General features: G+C 67.3%; 19 protein-coding genes and 1 tRNA gene. 15 read left to right on the top strand and 5 right to left on the bottom strand.

What is annotated here, in order from left to right; translation table 11 throughout:
• The first annotated feature begins 51 nt into the window (after window positions 1-51).
• Window positions 52-1,974 (top strand): acetoacetate--CoA ligase, encoded by a 1,923-nt coding sequence (locus tag CRM90_RS25230; protein WP_102809640.1) that lies wholly within the window; start codon window positions 52-54, stop codon window positions 1,972-1,974.
• Here the strand turns inward: CRM90_RS25230 and CRM90_RS25235 are convergent.
• Window positions 1,971-2,264, bottom strand: coding sequence for a DUF1330 domain-containing protein (locus CRM90_RS25235; RefSeq protein WP_199190049.1), 294 nt, complete (start codon window positions 2,262-2,264; stop codon window positions 1,971-1,973). The genes CRM90_RS25230 and CRM90_RS25235 overlap by 4 nt on opposite strands.
• A gap of 74 nt (window positions 2,265-2,338) precedes the next feature.
• Between CRM90_RS25235 and CRM90_RS25240 the strand changes: the two genes are divergently transcribed.
• The 3 genes from CRM90_RS25240 (at window position 2,339) to CRM90_RS25250 (ending at window position 4,932) form a co-directional block, all read left to right on the top strand.
• Window positions 2,339-3,823 (top strand): aldehyde dehydrogenase family protein, encoded by a 1,485-nt coding sequence (locus CRM90_RS25240; protein WP_102809642.1) that lies wholly within the window; start codon window positions 2,339-2,341, stop codon window positions 3,821-3,823.
• Window positions 3,824-3,887: 64 nt separating this feature from the next.
• Window positions 3,888-4,148, top strand: a complete 261-nt coding sequence (locus tag CRM90_RS25245; RefSeq protein WP_083122032.1) for a hypothetical protein — start codon at window positions 3,888-3,890, stop codon at window positions 4,146-4,148.
• A 1-nt stretch (window position 4,149) separates the two neighbouring features.
• Window positions 4,150-4,932 (top strand): SDR family oxidoreductase, encoded by a 783-nt coding sequence (locus tag CRM90_RS25250; RefSeq protein WP_102809643.1) that lies wholly within the window; start codon window positions 4,150-4,152, stop codon window positions 4,930-4,932.
• Here CRM90_RS25250 and CRM90_RS25255 read toward each other — a convergent pair.
• Complete coding sequence (locus CRM90_RS25255) at window positions 4,929-5,192, bottom strand: hypothetical protein (protein WP_142391450.1); 264 nt, start codon at window positions 5,190-5,192, stop codon at window positions 4,929-4,931. The genes CRM90_RS25250 and CRM90_RS25255 overlap by 4 nt on opposite strands.
• Before the next feature lie 81 nt (window positions 5,193-5,273).
• Between CRM90_RS25255 and CRM90_RS25260 the strand changes: the two genes are divergently transcribed.
• Complete coding sequence (locus CRM90_RS25260; RefSeq protein ID WP_102809645.1) at window positions 5,274-5,792, top strand: hypothetical protein; 519 nt, start codon at window positions 5,274-5,276, stop codon at window positions 5,790-5,792.
• Window positions 5,793-6,347: 555 nt separating this feature from the next.
• On the top strand, window positions 6,348-7,451 hold the full coding sequence (locus CRM90_RS31380) for a hypothetical protein (protein WP_502693320.1): 1,104 nt from the start codon (window positions 6,348-6,350) through the stop codon (window positions 7,449-7,451).
• 74 nt (window positions 7,452-7,525) lie between these two features.
• Here CRM90_RS31380 and CRM90_RS25270 read toward each other — a convergent pair whose 3' ends face one another.
• Complete coding sequence (locus CRM90_RS25270; RefSeq protein ID WP_102809646.1) at window positions 7,526-8,092, bottom strand: Rv2240c family protein; 567 nt, start codon at window positions 8,090-8,092, stop codon at window positions 7,526-7,528.
• A 386-nt stretch (window positions 8,093-8,478) separates the two neighbouring features.
• Here CRM90_RS25270 and CRM90_RS25275 point away from each other — a divergent pair, with 386 nt between their 5' ends.
• The 9 genes from CRM90_RS25275 to CRM90_RS25315 all read left to right on the top strand — a co-directional run bounded on the left by CRM90_RS25275 (window position 8,479) and on the right by CRM90_RS25315 (window position 17,941).
• A complete protein-coding gene (locus tag CRM90_RS25275) occupies window positions 8,479-9,177 on the top strand; it encodes an MspA family porin (RefSeq protein WP_199190050.1) in 699 nt (232 codons plus the stop codon).
• Window positions 9,178-9,387: 210 nt separating this feature from the next.
• The gene (locus CRM90_RS25280) at window positions 9,388-10,074 is read left to right on the top strand and encodes an MspA family porin (protein WP_102809648.1); all 687 of its coding nucleotides are present in this window, start codon (window positions 9,388-9,390) and stop codon (window positions 10,072-10,074) included.
• A 14-nt stretch (window positions 10,075-10,088) separates the two neighbouring features.
• A complete protein-coding gene (locus CRM90_RS25285; protein WP_142391451.1) occupies window positions 10,089-10,727 on the top strand; it encodes a hypothetical protein in 639 nt (212 codons plus the stop codon).
• 86 nt (window positions 10,728-10,813) lie between these two features.
• Window positions 10,814-11,410, top strand: coding sequence for a hypothetical protein (locus CRM90_RS25290; RefSeq protein WP_102809650.1), 597 nt, complete (start codon window positions 10,814-10,816; stop codon window positions 11,408-11,410).
• A 91-nt stretch (window positions 11,411-11,501) separates the two neighbouring features.
• Window positions 11,502-12,491, top strand: coding sequence for a phospholipase D-like domain-containing protein (locus tag CRM90_RS25295; protein WP_102809651.1), 990 nt, complete (start codon window positions 11,502-11,504; stop codon window positions 12,489-12,491).
• On the top strand, window positions 12,484-13,059 hold the full coding sequence (locus CRM90_RS25300; protein ID WP_102809652.1) for a chromate transporter: 576 nt from the start codon (window positions 12,484-12,486) through the stop codon (window positions 13,057-13,059). The genes CRM90_RS25295 and CRM90_RS25300 overlap by 8 nt, the downstream gene beginning before the upstream one ends.
• Window positions 13,056-13,601 (top strand): chromate transporter, encoded by a 546-nt coding sequence (locus CRM90_RS25305; protein ID WP_102809653.1) that lies wholly within the window; start codon window positions 13,056-13,058, stop codon window positions 13,599-13,601. The genes CRM90_RS25300 and CRM90_RS25305 overlap by 4 nt, the downstream gene beginning before the upstream one ends.
• A gap of 48 nt (window positions 13,602-13,649) precedes the next feature.
• Window positions 13,650-16,022, top strand: a complete 2,373-nt coding sequence (locus CRM90_RS25310; RefSeq protein ID WP_102809654.1) for a lysylphosphatidylglycerol synthase domain-containing protein — start codon at window positions 13,650-13,652, stop codon at window positions 16,020-16,022.
• A 50-nt stretch (window positions 16,023-16,072) separates the two neighbouring features.
• Window positions 16,073-17,941 carry a CocE/NonD family hydrolase gene (locus CRM90_RS25315; protein ID WP_102809655.1) on the top strand — a complete coding sequence of 623 codons (1,869 nt, stop codon included), beginning with the start codon at window positions 16,073-16,075 and terminating at the stop codon, window positions 17,939-17,941.
• A gap of 94 nt (window positions 17,942-18,035) precedes the next feature.
• Here the strand turns inward: CRM90_RS25315 and CRM90_RS30785 are convergent, their stop codons facing one another.
• Complete coding sequence (locus tag CRM90_RS30785; RefSeq protein ID WP_168214817.1) at window positions 18,036-18,200, bottom strand: hypothetical protein; 165 nt, start codon at window positions 18,198-18,200, stop codon at window positions 18,036-18,038.
• 243 nt (window positions 18,201-18,443) lie between these two features.
• Window positions 18,444-18,526: transfer RNA gene (locus tag CRM90_RS25320), tRNA-Leu, on the bottom strand.
• Window positions 18,527-18,620 lie beyond the last annotated feature (94 nt).

Below are 18,620 nucleotides of genomic sequence, written 5' to 3' on the forward strand. Positions count from 1 at the left end.
TGAGTGAGCGCGACAGCGAGTGACGTTTACCCAGCGGACGCGAGGATCACAATGCCGGGCCCAGAACCCCAGTGGAAGCAGTTCGCCGCGACCACGGCGGCACGCCACGGCGCCCCCAGCGGCGGCTACGCCGACCTGTGGCAGTGGTCGGTCGACCATCCCGCTCGGTTCTGGCGCGCACTGTGGGAGCACTGTGACATACGCGCCGAGGTTGGTCCCGGGTCGGGTGACGAGGCGGTGCTCGCCGACGCCACGATGCCCGGCGCCGTCTGGTTTCCCGGCGTCCGGCTCAACTACGTCGACCAGATCCTTCGGCATGCCGGGCGCCCCGGTGCGGCGATCGTCGGCATCGACGAGGACGGCACCCGAACCGAGATCGGCTGGGCCGAGCTTGCCGGCCGGGTCGGCGCGGTGGCCGCCGAACTGCGCAGGCTCGGGGTGCAAACCGGGGACTGCGTGGCGGGATACCTGCCCGACGTGGCCGAGGCGATGATCGCGTTCCTGGCGACCGCCACGCTCGGGGCGGTCTGGTCGGCATGCGGACAGGACTACGCACCCCAGGGTGCCGCATCACGACTGGCGCAACTGGAACCCAAGGTGTTGTTCAGCGCAGACGGCTACCGGCTCAACGGGCGCTGGTTCGACAAGCGCAGCGACACCGACGAATTACTGACCCTGCTGCCCGGCCGGCCGCATCTGGTGGTGCTCGACAGCGACGACTACCGCGCGCTCGTGGCCCACCCGGTCGACCCCGAGGTCACCGCCGTCCCGTTCGCCCACCCCCTGTGGGTGCTGTTCAGCTCCGGCACCACCGGCCGCCCGAAGGGCATCGTGCACGGTCACGGCGGTGTGGTGCTCGAACATCTGAAAGCGGCTGCGCTACATGGAGATCTGGGCCCCGGCGACGTCTTCTTCTGGCAGACGGCGTTGAGCTGGATGATGTGGAATTTCCGCATCGCCGGACTGCTGTGCGGCTCGACCGTGGTCTGCTACAGCGGACACCCCCTGTGTCCGGACGCCGACCGACTCTGGCAGCTGCTCGAAGACGAGAAGGTCACCTACTTCGGCACCAGCCCCGGCCATCTGCTGGCGTCGCGCAAGGCCGACCTGCATCCGGGCGCCCAACATGATCTGCGCCTCTTGACGACGATCGGCAGCACGGGCTCGCCGCTGCCGGCCGACCTGTTCGACTGGGTGCGTGAGCACGTCGGTGAGCACGTGGCGGTCTCCTCGATCAGCGGTGGCACCGACGTGGTGACCGCCTTCGCCGGCGGCACCGCCGGCCTGCCGGTGGTGCCGGGAGAGCTGACCACGCGTTACCTCGGGGTGGCTCTCTACAGCTGGTCACCGCAGCGAGAGCCGCTGGTCAACGAGGTAGGCGAGATGGTGATCACCGTGCCGATGCCGTCGATGCCGGTGGGATTCTGGAACGACGACGACGGGTCCCGTTACCGCGCAGCCTATTTCGATCACGAATGGGCAGACGGACCGGCGCCGCACGTGTGGCGGCATGGCGACTGGGTGACCGTCACCGAGAGCGGCGCACTGATCATCCACGGGCGCAGCGACGCCACCCTCAACCGGCATGGGATACGGATGGGCTCGGCCGACATCTACGAGGTCGTCGAGGCCATCGACGCGGTGACCGAGGGGTTCGTACTGGGCATCGACGGACCGGACGGCGCCTACTGGATGCCATTGTTCGTCACGCTGGCACCGGGGCGGGTGCTCGACGACGAACTGGTCGACACCATCCGTTCGGCGATCCGCACCAAACTCTCGCCGCGCCACATACCCGACGACATCATTTCCGCACCCGGGATCCCGCACACCCGCACCGGCAAGAAACTGGAGGTACCGGTGACCGCGATCATGGCCGGGCACACCGACGTGTCACTGGACCCGCGCTCGATCGACGACCCGGATCTGATCGACTGGTATCGCGAGAGGGGCGCCGAGCACGACTGGGGCTAGAACCCCGACAGGATCACCGCATTGGTGGTTGCGGCGGCGTGCCGCAGCTCCCGCGCGGCGCGGTAGGCATCCGAGTCGTACCAGGACTGCGCGGCTTCGACTGACTCGAATTCCAGCACAACGGTCTGGTGTCCGTGCCAATCACCTTCGAGCACTTGCGGTTTGGCGTCGACGGCGAGCACTTTGACCCCGCCCATCGCGGCGCCCGCGGCTTTTCCGTAGGCCTTCATCCCCTCCGGGTCGTGGATTTCCTCGGTCAAGATGACATATCCCTTAGAAGCCATAGCCACGGCGTTCCTCTCGTGTGAGAATCAGGTTCTCGTATTTCGGGTGACAGATTTCCACGGCACGAGGGGTAAATGCAATGACCAATGTCGACGCTGACACGGGTGTGCTGGCCGGCGAGCAGCGAATGCTCATCGACGGGGAGCTTCGGCTCACCGACTCCGGGGCCTTGTTCGACGTCGAGCATCCCGCCTCCGAGGAGGTGGTGGGGCAGGCCACCGACGGGACGGTCACCGACATCGAGCGGGCGACCGCCGCCGCACGCCGGGCGTTCGACGAAGGCGACTGGTCCCGCGATCTGGACTTCCGCTACCACTGCCTCACTCAGCTGCACGAGGCGCTGACCGACGAACAGGAACGGTTGCGGCGCATCGTGATCACCGAGGTCGGCTGTCCGGTCTCGGTCAGCGGCTCCCAGATCGAGAGCCCGATCGCCGAGGTGAAGCACTGGGCCGACCACGGCCGCAACTTCGACTATCTGGTCGACACCGGCATCCACGAGACCCAACTCGGCCCGGCGCGGCGCAAGATCCAGTACGACGCGGTCGGCGTCGTCGGCGCGATCACCCCGTGGAACGTGCCGTTCTACCTGAACATCGCCGAGACCGTCCCGGCGCTGATGGCCGGCAACACCGTCGTCCTCAAACCCGCGCAGCTGACGCCGTGGTCAGGCACCGAGCTCGGCCGCATCATCGCCGAGAAGACCGACATCCCCGCCGGGGTGTTCAATGTCGTCACCTCCAACGCCAACGAGGTGGGCGCGGCACTGTCGGCCGATCCGCGGGTGGACATGATCACCTTCACCGGGTCCACCGCCACCGGGCGGGCGATCCTGGCCGCCGGCGCCTCGACGGTCAAGAAGACGCTGCTGGAACTCGGCGGCAAGTCGACTCACATCGTCTGCGACGACGCGGACTTCACCGCCTGCCTGCCGATGGCGGCGATGTTCGCCTGCGTGATGTCCGGTCAGAGCTGCATCCTGAGCAGCCGAGTCCTGTTGCCGCGCAGCCGCTATGACGAAGGTCTCGAGATCCTCAAGGCCATGATGGAGCAGTTCCCGGTCGGTGACCCGTGGACGCCGGGCATCATGCAGGGCCCACAGATCAGCGCCGTGCAGCGGCAGAAGACGCTGCGCCTGATCCGGTCCGGGATCGCCGACGGCGCCAGGCTGATCACCGGTGGCGGGATCCCGGAGAATCTGCCGACCGGCTACTACGTGCAGCCGACGTTGCTCGCCGACGTCGACCCGACGTCGGAGATCGCGCAGACCGAGATCTTCGGGCCGGTGATCACCGTGACCCCCTACGACAGCGATGACGAGGCCGTCGAGATCTCCAACAACACCATCTACGGACTGTCCGGCGACGTCACCAGCGGCGACGACGACCGCGCGTTGAACATCGCACTGCGGCTGCGCACCGGCAGCGTCACCACCAACGGTCACTCGTTCTTCGGGATCACCAGCCCGTTCGGCGGCACCAAACAGAGCGGTCTCGGCCACCGCAACGGCGATGAGGGTTACCGGGAGTACCTGAACTCCAAGACGATCGGCGTGCGGCCCTGACCGCACGGGCCCGACTCGCCGCCGATGTCGTCTACATTCGACAAGAACGGCTCTGGAGGCGCTCATGATCAAACTCGAACTGCCCTACGTCACCGTGACGGTCGACGATCGGTTCCGCAATCGTCTGGCCCTGGTCGGTGACCGGCTGCGCGTCACACTGACGGCGTATCTGCGCAACGCCGCCGACGACGTGGGAGGGCTGGGCCGCAAGGCCACCGCGGCCTGCCAGACCGCAGCCGTGCGGGTCGACACCGCGATGGCCGCAGCCAACGACCGCATCGCCTCGGAACCCGAGGTACACATCCCACACCTGAAAGTCGTATGACATGAGCGCACCCGGCGTCTTCATCACCGGAGCCGCCGCGGGTATCGGGCGGGCGACCGCACTGACCTTCGCCCGAAACGGCTACCGGGTCGGCGCATACGACATCGACCTCGACGGGCTCGCCGCGCTGCGCGACGAGATCGTCGCGCTCGGAGGTGACGTCAAGATCGGCGAGCTCGACGTCACGAGCGCCGATCAGTGGTCGGCTCGACTGCGTGAATTCACCCGCAGCACAGGAAAACTCGATGTCCTGGTGAACAATGCCGGAGTTCTGACCACAGGCCCGTTCGCCGACGTCCCGCTCGGTGTTCACCGGCAGATGGTGGACATCAACTTCACCGGTGCGCTGACCGGGTTGCATGCCGCATTCCCCTACCTGCGCGACACCCCGGGCGCCCAGGTGGTCAACATGTGTTCGGCCTCCGCGCTGTACGGCCAGCCCGAACTCGCCACCTACTCGGCAACCAAGTTCGCGCTGCGTGCGTTGACCGAGGCGCTGGAACTCGAATGGCGCCGGTACGGAATCCGGGTGCTGGCGATGTGGCCGCTGTTCGTCAAAACCGCGATGACCGACGGCGTCGAGACCGGCAGCACCAAATCGCTGGGCGTCAACCTGAAGCCCGACGACGTGGCAGCCGCGGTCTACTCGGCCACGCACCGCCGCGGGCGACTGGCCAAGGTGCACTATGCGGTGGGCCGCCAGACCACCGTGCTGGCCGCACTGTCGCAGGTGTCGCCGAACTGGATGCAGCGGCTGATGACCAAGACGTTGACCCGCAGTTAGCCGATTGCGGTATACGGCTTCTTCGGCGGCTGCTGATTCTGCCGAAACGATTGGCACAAACCAAGATTGCTCGCCACACACGGCACGCCGTTGATGGTGGGCGCATTGCCCTCGAGATAGCACTGGCCGGTGTACTCGTTATTGACGTGCCCGGCCGGGCAGCCCTGCGCCACCCCTGCGGGCACCCCGGCCACCACACCGACCACCACACCGGCGCCGGCCACCAGGCACCCGAGCCGTCGCCCCCAGCGCATCGTCATCGCCACACCCCCCAAGGCCTTTCCGCGCAGCCAGAATACGCGTTTACGGCTTTGCCAGGGAACGTGATTAGGATCGTGGGTATGCCGGAGCCTACCGACGATGTGGACGCCACGACGTCGACATCGCACCGCCCCACCCGCCAATCCCGATCCTCGGTGGGCTGGCTCGCGCCCGTCGCGCTGGTGATCGCGGTGATCGCGGTGGCCCTCGCCGGATGGGCTCTCTTCCGGCCGACTCCGTCGAATCCGGCGCCGACCGCCGCACGGCAGACCGGTGACCCGAAGACGACCGCCTGCGACGCTTACCGCACGGTCAGCGAAGCGGTGTCATTGCAGACCCACGCCGACCCGGGCGCCGAAGTCCAGGGGGTGGCCGCCAACGCACGGCTGGCCATGGCGGGCGGCGCGACCTACCTTCTCGCCCACCTGAGCCCGGCCACCCCGGGCGATCTGGCCGATGCGATTCGCGGCTTCGCGACCGGGCTGCAGGATATTTCGATGAACGCGTTAGCCGGTGCGCCCAACACCGACCCGAAGCAGGCCGAGCGGCTGAGCAACGCGGAGAAGACGAACAGCAAGATTGCCGAACTCTGCAAATAGCCATTACGACGGCTTTTACAGGTCGAGTTCAGCTGGCGTTTGCACGAAGTTCGGCAGCACGTCAAGTGGGGTCCAGTCCGAGGTAAGGGTTGTCTCCTTGGATTCCTTTGTCAGGGACCACTCGGCGCATTTGCCGGACTGAACGTCTTCTTCGAAGGGAATTCGACCTTGTCCAAACACCGCAAGAAATCGCTCCGGGTGGCTGCGCCAGCCTTCGTCACCACGGGCGTCGCCGGTGCGGCGATGGTGGGTGCGGCCGTCTTGTTCGCCACCACCGATGCCACCACAACGGTGGCATCGCCGGCGTACAAACTGACGTCAAGCGAGTCGGATCTGCTGCTGTTCGGTAACAGCCTTGCCGGCAACAACTCCAAGGCGTCCACCCCGACGGCCGCCGCCTCGGCCAACGCCAGCAGCTTCGTCGCGGAGTTCATCGGCAACGGCACAGCCGAGCACCCCAACGGTGGCTTGCTCATCGGTAACGGCTACAGCTACAGCGCCGCCGACGCGCAGTGCGCCAGCGCCTCCTGCAATGGCGGCCGCGGCGGCCTGCTGATGGGCAACGGTGGCAATGGATACAACGGCGGAAACGGCGGTAGCGCCGGGCTGTACGGCAACGGCGGCAACGGCGGCGACGCCACCAGCGCCAGCATCAACGGCGGCGCGGGCGGCAACGGCGGCAACGGCGGCCTGATCGCCGGAAGCTCCTCCAGCGGCGCGCTGTTCGGCGGCGGCGGCGGCAACGGCGGCAAGGGCATCGCCGGCGGTGCGGGCGGCAACGGCGGCAACGCCGGCCCGTTCGCCGGTAGCGGCGGCTCCGGCGGCGCCGGCGGCGCCAGCACGACCGCCGGGGTGGCCGGCGGCAAGGGTGGCAACGGCGGCAACGCCGCGAGCATGCCCGTCCTCGGCAGCGGCTCCGCGGGTGCGGGCGGCGCGGGTGGCGCGGGCTACGGCGGCGGCGCGGCCGGAACCGACGGCGGCGCGGGCGGTAACGGTGGCAAGGGTGGCTTCTACGGCTCCGCGGCCGGCGGCGCAGGCGGCGCAGGCGGCGCAGGCGGTGCGGGCACCGCGACCGGTGGTAACGGCGGCACCGGCGGCACCGGCGGTGCCGGTGGCCTCGGGTCGGGCAGCGGTGGCGCCGGCGGCACCGGTGGTGCGGGCGGCGCAGGCGGAACCGGCGCGGCCGGTAGCGGCGGCACCGGTGGCAGCGGTGGCGCAGGTGGCGTGGCCGGCAATGGTGGCGCGGGTGCGACCGGCGGCGACGGCGGCACCAGCACGACGGGGGCGGGCGGCACCGGCGGCACCGGCGGCAGGGGCGGCATGGCCGGCAACAATGGTGGCGCAGGCGGTGCCGGCGGTAAGGGCGGCGGCGGCGCCACCGGCGGCAAGGGCGCCAACGGCGGCCTCGGCGGCTTCGGCGGCTTCAGTGGTGGCTCCGGCGGTGCCGGCGGCAACGGCGGTAACGGCGCGACCACGGGTACCGGCGGCGCCGGCGGCACCGGGGCCACCGGCGGTGGCAGCGTGATCACCGGCGGAAAGGGTGGCAACGGCGGCAACGGCGGCAAGGGCGGCGCCACCTCCGGCGCGAGTGGTCACCTCGGCTCCGGCGGCCTCGGCCCGACCGGCGGCAAGGGTGGCAGCGGCGGCGCAGGCGGATAACCCGTCACGATCAAGAAATCGGCCCCCTCCGAGAGGAGGGGGCCGATTTCGACTCAGCGCGTTTGATTTTCGGGTCAGGCGCGCGCGCCGTTCATCGCACACGCCATCTGCACATTGTTGGCGTCGGTGTTCATGTCATTCGCGGTCGAGTTCAGCGAGTCACCGCCACCACGAATCCCCATGATTATCAACAGCTTTGTGGCCCGCAACGACCATGACCGCATGGGGGCGGCGATGTCATTGGGCAGACCGGGCGCCGACGCTGCCGACATGGCGGCAGCGGCGGACTCACGTAATGCGGTACGGCCGTAGACATTTGCATTGGCAACGTTCGGATCGTTGTAGTTGACGCTGTTCCCGCCGCCCGCCGAGTCGTAGGCGAAGTCCTCGTAGTACGACGACGCATGGTCCAGCGCCATCCCGAACTGCTTGCAGGCGTCGGGTACCGCACTGGACGGAGCCGCATCCGGCGGTGCGTCCAGAGGTGGAGCGGCGACGACCGCCGCGACGACGCCCGGCCCCGGTGCCGGCTGGTCGGTCTGCGGGTCCGGGTCGGCAAGCGCGGCAGGTGCATTCAACAACGCCGAGGCCGACACCAGCACTGTGGCAGTCAGAATGCGGCCGTATTGCGGTGATCTCATTGCTTCCTCCTGGATCGTGGGCTCCCCCGAACCGTCCGGCTGGAAGTCCCAAACCAGCCCAACCCGGGATCCGTTGCGTCAGGGTTCCGTAGGGTCAGGACGACAGCGATGATCGACGTAATACCTGTCGGGATGGTTAACAGGTGACCAACAGCCGGGGCCGCTGAAGGATCCATCGGGTGTCTGCATCACCGGCGACGCACCGAGTTGGAACCACCTCGAGACCGGATCGCACCTCTTCGGCGATCGGCGGCCCGAAATGACGCTCGGTAGACGGTAATCGGGCGGGAATTGTTGGGGCGGCGTTAACCGGCCAGTCACCCGCCAACTCAATGATTCCTCCGAACGACACAGTGGTTATCAACTACGAGAGGCGCCAACACGACATGTTGAAACGCTTTGCCGCATTGGCTGGAGTCTGCCTGCTGGCTCCCATCGGGGCGGCGCCGCTGGCGCTGGCCGACCCGCCGGCCGATCCCAACGTGGCACCTGTTGCCAACGCAGCCCCCGCGCCCGGCGGGCCCGCGGGACCGATGCCCTCCGCCGCGCCCGGGGTTCTCAAGACGCCCGACGGCTGGGTGCTCAACGTGTCGGGCAAGGACGAGTCCATGGAACCGGTTTCCTCCCTGACCAATTCGCCGTGGTCCCGTGAGTACCTGGTCGACGGCACCTTCACCGGATCGGTGACCGGCGGCGGCAGCACCAAGCTTTCGGGCGGCACCCTGGAGGCCGGCTACCAGATCGGCTGCGGCATCATCCAGGACGACATCGAGTCGATCGCCACCGGCGGCATCACCCCGGGCGTCGGCATTCCGATCGTGAACGGCTCGCTGTTGCCCGTCACCCTCGGCCTGTCGGCGGCCTACCAGATGAAGATCGACCTCAAGCCCGGCGTCGTGAACATCGTTCCGGTGGGCAAGAAGTCGTTCAAGGGCACCGCGCCGCGAATCTCCATCACCGGGTTCCGTATCAAGATCGACGGTTGTGCAGGGCAGTCCTTCATCCGCTCGTACGCCACGCTGACCAGCTCGACCGACAACACCGACGACGTTGTCACCTACCTCGGCGTCACGAAAGCCGTTTAACAACTTCACATTGTCGTTCTCGCACTCGGCTGCCCGTCACGACGCGGTGGTGGGCAGCCGAAATGCAGCACCTGGCACTACCCGCGAGAACGCCCAGTAGATGTATCCGGGGCGCTGAGTGTTGACGCCTCGTTCACCGACTGGACACCCCACAAATCCATGATTTCCCAGAGAAATTCACCAGTGACAGACGGAAGGCGCCGACAGGTTATGTTGCATCGCTTTGCCACCGCGGCTGCAGTTTGCATGCTGATCCCGATGGGAGCGACCCCGCTCGCGTTGGCCGACCCGGCCGATCCGGCGGCGCCGCCCGTCGCTGACGCAGGTGCTCCTCCCCCACCACCGGACAACGGTGCCGTCGCCTCCGAGGTTCCCGGCATCGCCAAGACGCCCGACGGCCGCACGCTCACGGTGGTCGCCAAAGACGAGACGCAGCTGCCGGTGGCACCGCTGACGACGTCGCTGTCCTCGCGCGACTGGATCGTCGGTGGCACGTTCACCGGCACCACCACCGGGTCGGTGTCGGGCGGCACACTCGAGGCCGGCTACCAGGTCGGCTGCGGCGTCGAGATGGACAAGGTCAAACTGATCGGCTCGGTCGGCGCCAGCCTGGGCAACGCCAGCCTCGGCACCGGCGGTCTCTCGCTGCCCGGCTCCATCAGCTTCCCCGTCCAGGGACAGATCGAGGTCGATCCCCGCCCGGGCACCATCACCAACGTCGTCGTCGACAAGAAGTCCTTCAAGGGCACCTCAGCCCGAGTGACGCTGAAGGACATTCACATCAAGATCGACAACTGCGTCGGCGCATCGTCACTCCGCTCGTACGCGGTGCTGACCAGCTCGGGCACCGATGCCGACGACATCGTCGCCTACTACGGCGTCACCAAAGTCTTCTGACAGCGGTTCGCCAGATGCACAGGATGTTCGTCAAGGGCGTGGTCGTGGCCGCGCTCGCTGTCGGAGCGGCGGTCGCACCCATGGCGACCGCCGCCGCCGACGAGCCGTTGCCGGTCGACCCGGCGGCCCCGCCGCCACCGCCCGCCCCGCAAGGATTCATCCCGTCGCCGGGGACCATCCAGGATTCGGTCAACGGATTCGCGGGCATCCTCGGCGGCCCGGCCGGCAACCAGTTGCTGCTCGGCCAAACCCCCGCTCCGGCGCTGGCGGGGACCGCACCCGCGGCGCCGCCGAGTGCCGACATCCTCAACGGCGCGCAGTTGTTGATGGCGCAGAACAACAGCATGCCCACCCCGGACCAGCAGTCCCCGTATCAGCTGGGACCGGGCGCGGACGGCCCGTTCGCCCGGGTCAATCAGTGGAAGGGCGTGCACGCCTTCCTCCACGGGGCGCTCGGGCGCATGCCCGCCGACCAACTCGGGCAACCGCTGCCGGGAACGGCTCCGCCACCGGACATCAACATCCCGGCCGGGCCTGAACAATTCCTGCCCGATCCGGCGGCGCCCCCGCCGCCCGGAGATCCTGCGGCCCCGGTCGCTCCGCCCGCGCCGGCGGACCCGGTACTGCCTCCCCCGCCGCCCCCGATCCCCTGACCGCGTCGTCGACGCCGTTCGCGGCATCGTTGCGGCGAATGCCGACTACGGTGTGACGAGGATCGAGGCCGGGAGGGCAGAGCGGGATGAGCACGGGCGACCGGACGCTGGTGTCGACGTTGGCGCTTGCCGCCGCTGCCTGTGCCATCCTCATCGGTTCGCCAACGGCAGCGGCAGATCCTGTGCCGGCCGATCCTGGGGTGCCGGCGCCGGTGCCGCCGAAAGCGTCGGTGGGCAGCGTTCTCGCCCAGAGCGGTGAGCCCGCGGCCGGGCCACTCGGGCTGCCCGATCTGTCGGCGTACGCACCGGGACTTCTGCTGGGGCAGAACCCGGTTCCGTCGGCACCCGGTGCGCCGGCTGCCGCAGCACCCCCGGATCTGCACGCCCTGAACAACCAATACCTGCTGCCTCAGAACGTCGCTCCCGCCGCGCCGGGGCAGGGCGAGCCCGACATCGGCATCGGCCCGTCTGCCGAGCAGCCCGGAACCGGCCGACTGGCCTTCCTGCGCCGGCTGCACGCGATGTATTCCGAGGGCGCCCTGGACGGGGCACTGCTCGGCCAGGTCCCCTACGAGCAACTTGGCGAGCCGCTGCCCGGCACCGCGCCCGGCGCGGACGTCAACGTGCCACCCGGACTCGGCTTTGCGCTGGCAGATCCGACTGTTCCGGCACCCGCACCCTGAGTCACGACGGTGCCGACCGAGCGCGACGCGCCCCCGACATTCACCCAACGGCAAAGTGCCGGGGCAGTTCTGGTGCTAGCATCCGAAACCTATGCCTGCTAACGCCCCGCGCGTGATCGTCGAGCCAGACGACGGTTTGGAACCGGTCCGCGACTTCATCATGAGCGCGCAAAAGTCGCTTCTGATAAAGCAATTCACCTTCACCGAGCCCAGCCTGATCGATGCTGCCATCGACCGGAAGAAGGCCGGGGTCGACGTGCGGATCATGCTCAACCCGCAGCGCTCGGGTGGCGACCGGGCCAATGACGAGAGCTACGAGGCGTTCAAGAGCGCCGGCATCGACGTGCAATGGTCCAGCCCGAAATTCTATGTGACGCACGAGAAGTCAATCGTCGTCGACGAGAGCGCGGCAATGGTCGCGACCTACAACCTCATGATCAAGTACTTCACGCTCACCCGCGACTACGGCATCATCACCCACGATCCTCTGCACATCGCCCAGATCGTCGAGGTGTTCAACGCCGACTGGGAACATCGAGACTTCACGCCGCCCAGATACGAAGGACTGCTGTGGAGTAACTCCAATTCCCGATACCACATGGCCCGGTTCATCGACTCCGCTGAGCGCAAGCTGTACATCCAGCACCCCAAGTACGTGGACGCGGTGATCCTCGACCACATCGCGGCGGCCGCCCACCGCGGCGTCAGGGTCAGAGTCCTGTGCGGGGGCAAGCACGGCATCAGCGAATGGGACATCCTCGACACGTTCGCCTCGCTGCGCACGCTGCGCCGGTTCGGCGTCGAGGTGCGCAAGCAGAAGAACCTCAGAGTGCACGCCAAGCTGTTGATCATCGACGGCAGAGAAGTTCTGGTCGGGTCGATGAACATCGATCGCAGCGCCTTCGACCTTCGCCGCGAACTCGGCGTCACCACCGATGACCCGGACGTGGTGGCTCGACTCAAAGAGGTCTTCAAAAGCGACTGGCAGGTCTCCAGCCACTACGAGCCACCCGACCCGCTCGAGAAGAACCATCCCGTCGAGGACGAGTTTCCACACGACCACGACCTGGTCCATGAGTGATTCCGGTTCGACCCGGGAGAAGGTCTCACTCTTCGAGGTCGCGCGGACCTTCAACCACATCGCGCTGGCCTCGTTCGGCGGCGGCCTGGGCGCCTGGTCGCGCGAGGTCATCGTCGTCGAGAAGCAGTGGCTGGGTGAAGAGGAGTTCCTCAGCGCGATGACGATGTGCCGGATCGTTCCCGGCGCCAATCAGGTGAACCTGGCGGTATTCGTCGGAACCAAGATGAAAGGTCTGGCCGGCGCCGTCGCGGCCGTGATCGGGCTGTGCCTGATGCCCGTCGCGATCGTGCTGACGCTCGGCTTCGTCTACTTCACGTTCAAGGAAGTGCCCGCGATCAAGGGCGCCCTGCACGGCGCCTCGGCGGCCGCCGTCGCGCTGACCCTCGCGATGGTCATCCAGACCGGTCAGAAATGCCTCAAAGGCCTGATGCCGGTGGCCTTCTTCTTGGCCAGCTTCGTCCTCAACGGGGTGCTCCGCTGGCCCCTGCTGCTGACGTTGGGAATACTGGCGCCGCTCAGTCTGATCTGGGCCTGGCCCCGCAAGAAGCCGGAACCGGTCGACGCATGAAGACCTTCCTGGCGCTGATCGGCATGTTCGGCTCGCTGTCGCTGCTGTCGATCGGCGGTGGCAACACGGTGCTGCCCGACATGCACCTGCAGGCGGTGACCGGGCACCACTGGCTGACCAACTCCCAGTTCGCCGACATCTTCTCGATCTCGCAAGCCGCACCGGGCCCGAGCATCCTGATCGTTGCGCTGGTCGGGTACGCGGCCGGTCTCGGCACCTTCGGCGTCGCCGGCGGCATCGTCGGCGGCGTGCTGGCCACGATCGCGATGGTGGTCCCCGCGGCGGGCCTGATGTACCTGATCACGGTCTCTTGGCAGAAGGCCCAGAAGTCCAAGCTGCGCTACGCGGTGGAGAAGGGCTTCGCTCCGCTGACCGTGGGACTGATCCTGGCCAGCTCGCTGGTCATGAGCAGAGCCGCCGACCACGACTGGCGGGCGTACCTGATCACCGGCGTCGCCACCCTCATCTTTGTGCGGACCAAGACCAATCCGCTGATCGTGGTGGGTGCCGCGGCACTGCTGGGCTACGTCGGCTTCGTCTGAGGGCGGTCAATGAGACCTCCCCGGTGAAAGTCGGGATAGGTTGCAGCGGTGCGAGTTGACGGACGCGATGTTGCCATCTCCGGCGACGTACTGCTGCCGCTGACCCGCCGGACCAACGACATCGTGCGACTCGCGGTGGCGACCGTCGTCCTGGTGATCGTGATCACCAGCTCGCTGATCACCCGTAACGACTGGGTCGGACTCGAGAAATCCGTCTCGATGATCGTGGGTGTCCTCACCCCCACCCAGTCCAACCTGGTGTACCTGGCCTACGGCGTCGCGATCTTGGCGTTGCCGTTCGTGATCCTGATCGGGCTGATCGGTGCGCGGCAGTGGAAGCTGTTCGCGGCGTACGTGGCCGCCGGATTCCTCGCCGTGATCTCACTGTCGATCACCGGCAACGGGATCGCCGCGCCCCGCTGGCATTTCGACCTTTCCGAGCGACTGTCGACCACCCTGTCGCAATTCCTCGACGATCCTCGCTGGATCGCCATGCTGGCCGCGGTCCTGACCGTGTCCGGGCCGTGGCTGCCGGGCCGCTGGCGGCGATGGTGGTGGACGCTGCTCCTGGCGTTCGTGCCGATCCACCTGGTCGTCAGCGCGGTGGTGCCGGCCCGCTCGCTACTCGGACTGTCGGTCGGCTGGTTCGTCGGTGCCCTGACAGTCTGGGTGGTGGGCACCCCCGCACTCGAAGTGCCGCTCGACGGAACCGTGCGCGCGCTGGCCCGCCGTGGCTTTCTGGTGACGTCGCTGACGGTGGTGCGGCCCGCCGGGTCCGGACCGCTGGAGTTGGCGGCGACCGACGACGCCGGTTCGCAGATGGTCCTGGAGATGTATGGGCCCAATCAGCGCAGTGGCGGTGCACTGCGCCAGTTCTGGCGCTGGCTCATTCTGCGTGACTCCGAAACCGCGCCGTTGCAGGCCTCGATGCGCCGCGCGGTCGAACACCGCGCGCTGATGACGATCGCGGTCGGCGACCTCGGGGTGTCCAACACCACCACGATGGTGGTCGCGGCGCTCGAACGCGGGTGGACGTTGTACGCCCACACCCCGCCGCTCGGCACCCCGATCGAATCGGCCTGTGACGAGGCCCTGGTGACCTCAGTCTGGGGTTCACTCGCAGTGCTGCACCGCCACCAGATCGCGCACGGCGACTTGCGTTTCAAGGAGATGACGATCGACTCCGGGAAGGTGTTGTTCGGCGGATTCGGCAATTCCGAGTACGGCGCGACCGACGAGCAACTCCAGTCCGACATCGCGGCACTGCTGGTGACGACGTCCGACCGGTTCAGTCCCGAAGCCGCCGTGCAAGCTGCCGTCCACACGCTGGGCAAGGACACCGTACTGACGGCGTCGCGGCGCCTGACCCGGGCTGCGGTCCCGGCCCGAATTCGCAAGTCCGTCAACGATCCCAAGGCCGTCATGGCCGCCGCCCGCGACGAAGTGAAGCGGCAGACCGGCGCCGACGAGATCAAGACCGAGACCATCACCCGGTTCACCCGCAAGCAGGTCATTCAGCTGGTCCTGCTGGTCGCACTGGTCTACGTCGCCTACCCGTTCATCAGCACGGTGCCCACCTTCTTCAGTGAGCTGCGCAATGCGAACTGGTGGTGGGCCCTGCTCGGACTGGCCGTCTCCGCACTGACGTATGTCGGTGCGGCAGCGGCGCTGTGGGCGTGCGCATCCGGGCTCGTCAGCTTCCGGAACCTGGTCATCATGCAGTTCGCCAACACCTTCGCCGCCACCACCACCCCGGCGGGTGTCGGCGGGCTGGCGCTGAGCACCCGATTCCTGCAGAAGGGTGGGCTGGGCGCGCTGCGTGCCACCGCCGCGGTGGCCCTTCAGCAGGCGGTGCAGGTGATCACCCACGTGACCCTGCTGATTCTGTTCAGCGTCGCCGCCGGCGCGACCGCCGACCTGTCCCATTTCGTGCCGAGCACCACATTGCTGTACCTGATCGGCGGTGTCGCGCTCGGCATCGTGGGCACATTCCTGTTGGTGCCCAAGGCACGCCGGTGGCTCGGCACCGCGCTGCGGCCGCGGCTCCAAGAAGTCGGCCGTGAGCTGCTGGACCTGATGCGCGAACCCAAGCGATTGGCCATCATCGTGCTCGGTTGTGCCACAACCACTCTGGGAATGGCGCTGGTGCTGTGGGCCAGCATCTCGGCGTTCGGCGGTGACACCACGTTCGTCACCGTCACGATCGTCACGATGGTCGGCGGCACGCTGGCGTCGGCCGCGCCCACCCCCGGAGGTGTCGGCGCGGTGGAGGCCGCCCTCATCGGTGGACTCGCCGCCTTCGGCGTACCCGCCGCCGTCGGTGTGCCCGCTGTTTTGCTGTATCGCGTTCTGACGTGCTGGCTGCCGGTGTTCGCGGGCTGGCCCATCATGCGGTGGCTCACCGCGCGAGAGATGATCTGAGCGCAACTGCGTAGCGTGGAGACGTGCGAACGACGCGTGCCCTCGCGGTGATGTTGGCGCTGGCCCTGGTGTTGTCGGCGTGCGGCGGGTCGAGCCGACGCGTCACCGACTCGGCGTGGCCGCCCTCGACCGGCCGCGGCCCGTGTGCGGTGAGCAAGCAGACCGACGTGCCGGCCCGGATGCGCGACGGAACCGTACTGCGCGCCGACGTGTACCGGCCGGAGCATTCCGGCCCGGTTCCGGTGATCCTGATGCGCACCCAGTACGGGAAGTCCGGCGCCCAGGTCCAGCCGTCGCGCTACCAGACACCCGACTGGTTCGCGTCGCACTGCTATCTCGTTGTCATCCAAGATGTTCGGGGACAGGGCTCGTCCGGCGGCACGTTCAGCGAGTTCACCCATGATCGCGACGACGGCTACGACTCGGTCGAGTGGGCGGCCGCGCTGCCAGGGTCGAACGGCAAAGTGGGCATGTACGGCTCATCGTATGTCGGCGCGACCCAGTGGCTGGCCGCCACCGCGTCGCCGCCACACCTGGTCACCATCGTCCCGGCGAACACCGCATCGGACTATTACGACGGCTGGATGTACGAGGGTGGCGAGTTCCGGCTGGCGTTCGTGCAGCCCTGGGCGCTCGGTTTGGCCACCACCGCAGCCGAGAACAGGCGTGACGACCCGACTGCCGCCGCCCTGAAGGCTGCGGCGGCGAACTCGACCCGGTGGCTGAACTTCCTGCCGTACCGCGCACTGCCGCCGCTGCAGCCCGCGAATCCTGCTGTGGCGCCGTGGTATTTCGACTGGATCGCGCATTCGACTCGGGATGACTTCTGGCGACAGTGGAGCATCCGCGATCGCTATCCGTCGGTTCGGGTGCCGGTTCTCGACGTCGAGGGCTGGTACGACGCATTCCTCGCCGGCGGCGTGGAGAACTTCACCGGGATGGTGAAGTCGGCGGCCACGCCCGAAGCCCGGGCGAACCAACGGCTCGTCATCGGCCCCTGGGACCATCTGGACTGGGGCCGGCCAGGTTCGGAACCGGCACCGCTGCTCAAGGACATCGGGCCCGTCGGCGCCAGTCCGATCAACGAGCTGATGCTGAAGTGGTACGACCATTTCCTCAAGGGTGTGAACAACGGCGTCAACGGGACCTCTGGCGACACCCCGCGGGTTGACTACTTCCTGATGGGCGCCAACCGATGGAAGTCGGCGCCGAGTTGGCCGCTGCCCCAGACCCAGTGGACCCGTTACTTCCTGTCCGGCGACGGCGAGATGGATTCGCGCACCGGCACATTGACCACGACAGCAACTGCCGTGGGTCAGACACCGGACCACTACGTCTACGATCCGACCGATCCGGCTCCCAGCGTCGGCGGCCATTCCTGTTGCGGTGCGCGGTCAGGACCGCAGGGGCCCTACGACCAGATACCGGTCGAACAGCGCTCCGATGTGCTGGTCTACAGCAGCGATCCGTTGTCAGCCGACACCGAGGTGACCGGCCCGGTGACGGTCGACCTGTGGGCGTCGTCGTCGGCCGTCGACACCGACTTCACCGCAAAGCTGATCGTGGTCAAGCCGGACGGCGATGCCATCAACCTCAACAACGGGATCGTGCGGACGGCGTTCCGCGACTCGTTGTCCGACCCGCGACCCGGTGTGGCGAACCAGCCCTACGAGTACCACATCGCGATCTGGCCGACGAGCTATGAGTTCGGTGCCGGCGACCGGATCCGACTGGAGATCTCCAGCAGCGACTATCCGCAGTTCGCACCGAACCCGAACACCGGTGAGCCGTTCGGGCAGAGCGCCGCGACGCAGCAGGCAACGCAGACCATCCTGCACGACGCCGCCCATCCGTCGGCTGTCGTCATCCCGGTGATCCCGGGCGGCAATGCAGGGTCAGACCGCTTCCCGATCGGATGAGGGCGCGATCGGAGGAGCGAAAATTGTGGCCATCAGTGGCCGGAGGAAAAAGGACGTGGCGACCTAGTCAGCCACGGTCGTGGCGAACGTCAGATCAGCGGGATTGGCGAGATGCGTCGGCGGCCATGCCGATGAAAATAGCGTAGGCAGCAGACATGGCGATCTGATCGATCTTGTCGGTGTCTCCGCCAAGTTCACGCACCTGGTCGGCGATCGCATAACGGATCAGATCGACAGACGTCATCATGGGATCGCTCACCGGTACTCCACTCTCGGTGCCATTTTCTTATGGGTTGTCAGGCAGAGCCGCGGTGTCGCCGCCGCGAAGAAAACGACATCTCCGACTTTGCCCAACTCGATCACCGTAGCTCCGTTCGTCATCAAGTACCTGAGACCGAGCTTAGAGTTCAAAGGTTAGTCTAGCTAGCAGATTAGCTTTGTGACCGGCGTGAGATCCGTTTGAGACTTAAGGCGTTGTGATGCGCGCCACGAGGGCCGATTGTGCGGGCGGAGGGACTCGAACCCACACGCTCTTTCGAGCAATGGCACCTAAAGCCATCGCGTCTTCCATTCCGCCACGCCCGCAGAACTCCGGAGTCTACCCGGCGAAACCCCCCGGGGATGTGAGTTCCTAAGGGATGTCAAGCGACCTGTTGGCTCGTAGGGTGGTTGTCGGCGG

The sequence above is a fragment of the Mycobacterium sp. ENV421 genome, assembly GCF_002887815.1.
Taxonomy (GTDB): Bacteria; Actinomycetota; Actinomycetes; order Mycobacteriales; family Mycobacteriaceae; genus Mycobacterium.

What these genes read in the sequence shown, in the direction of transcription:
- CRM90_RS25270 (WP_102809646.1), bottom strand. Translation starts at nt 8,092, where the DNA reads ATGAGATCACCGCAATACGGCCGCATTCTGACTGCCACAGTGCTGGTG.
- CRM90_RS25290 (WP_102809650.1), top strand. Translation starts at nt 10,814, where the DNA reads ATGAGCACGGGCGACCGGACGCTGGTGTCGACGTTGGCGCTTGCCGCC.
- CRM90_RS25255 (WP_142391450.1), bottom strand. Translation starts at nt 5,192, where the DNA reads ATGACGATGCGCTGGGGGCGACGGCTCGGGTGCCTGGTGGCCGGCGCC.
- CRM90_RS25315 (WP_102809655.1), top strand. Translation starts at nt 16,073, where the DNA reads ATGTTGGCGCTGGCCCTGGTGTTGTCGGCGTGCGGCGGGTCGAGCCGA.
- CRM90_RS25250 (WP_102809643.1), top strand. Translation starts at nt 4,150, where the DNA reads ATGAGCGCACCCGGCGTCTTCATCACCGGAGCCGCCGCGGGTATCGGG.
- CRM90_RS25300 (WP_102809652.1), top strand. Translation starts at nt 12,484, where the DNA reads ATGAGTGATTCCGGTTCGACCCGGGAGAAGGTCTCACTCTTCGAGGTC.
- CRM90_RS25305 (WP_102809653.1), top strand. Translation starts at nt 13,056, where the DNA reads ATGAAGACCTTCCTGGCGCTGATCGGCATGTTCGGCTCGCTGTCGCTG.
- CRM90_RS25230 (WP_102809640.1), top strand. Translation starts at nt 52, where the DNA reads ATGCCGGGCCCAGAACCCCAGTGGAAGCAGTTCGCCGCGACCACGGCG.
- CRM90_RS25285 (WP_142391451.1), top strand. Translation starts at nt 10,089, where the DNA reads ATGCACAGGATGTTCGTCAAGGGCGTGGTCGTGGCCGCGCTCGCTGTC.
- CRM90_RS25275 (WP_199190050.1), top strand. Translation starts at nt 8,479, where the DNA reads ATGTTGAAACGCTTTGCCGCATTGGCTGGAGTCTGCCTGCTGGCTCCC.
- CRM90_RS31380 (WP_502693320.1), top strand. Translation starts at nt 6,348, where the DNA reads ATGGGCAACGGTGGCAATGGATACAACGGCGGAAACGGCGGTAGCGCC.
- CRM90_RS25295 (WP_102809651.1), top strand. Translation starts at nt 11,502, where the DNA reads ATGCCTGCTAACGCCCCGCGCGTGATCGTCGAGCCAGACGACGGTTTG.
- CRM90_RS25260 (WP_102809645.1), top strand. Translation starts at nt 5,274, where the DNA reads ATGCCGGAGCCTACCGACGATGTGGACGCCACGACGTCGACATCGCAC.
- CRM90_RS25240 (WP_102809642.1), top strand. Translation starts at nt 2,339, where the DNA reads ATGACCAATGTCGACGCTGACACGGGTGTGCTGGCCGGCGAGCAGCGA.
- CRM90_RS25245 (WP_083122032.1), top strand. Translation starts at nt 3,888, where the DNA reads ATGATCAAACTCGAACTGCCCTACGTCACCGTGACGGTCGACGATCGG.
- CRM90_RS25280 (WP_102809648.1), top strand. Translation starts at nt 9,388, where the DNA reads ATGTTGCATCGCTTTGCCACCGCGGCTGCAGTTTGCATGCTGATCCCG.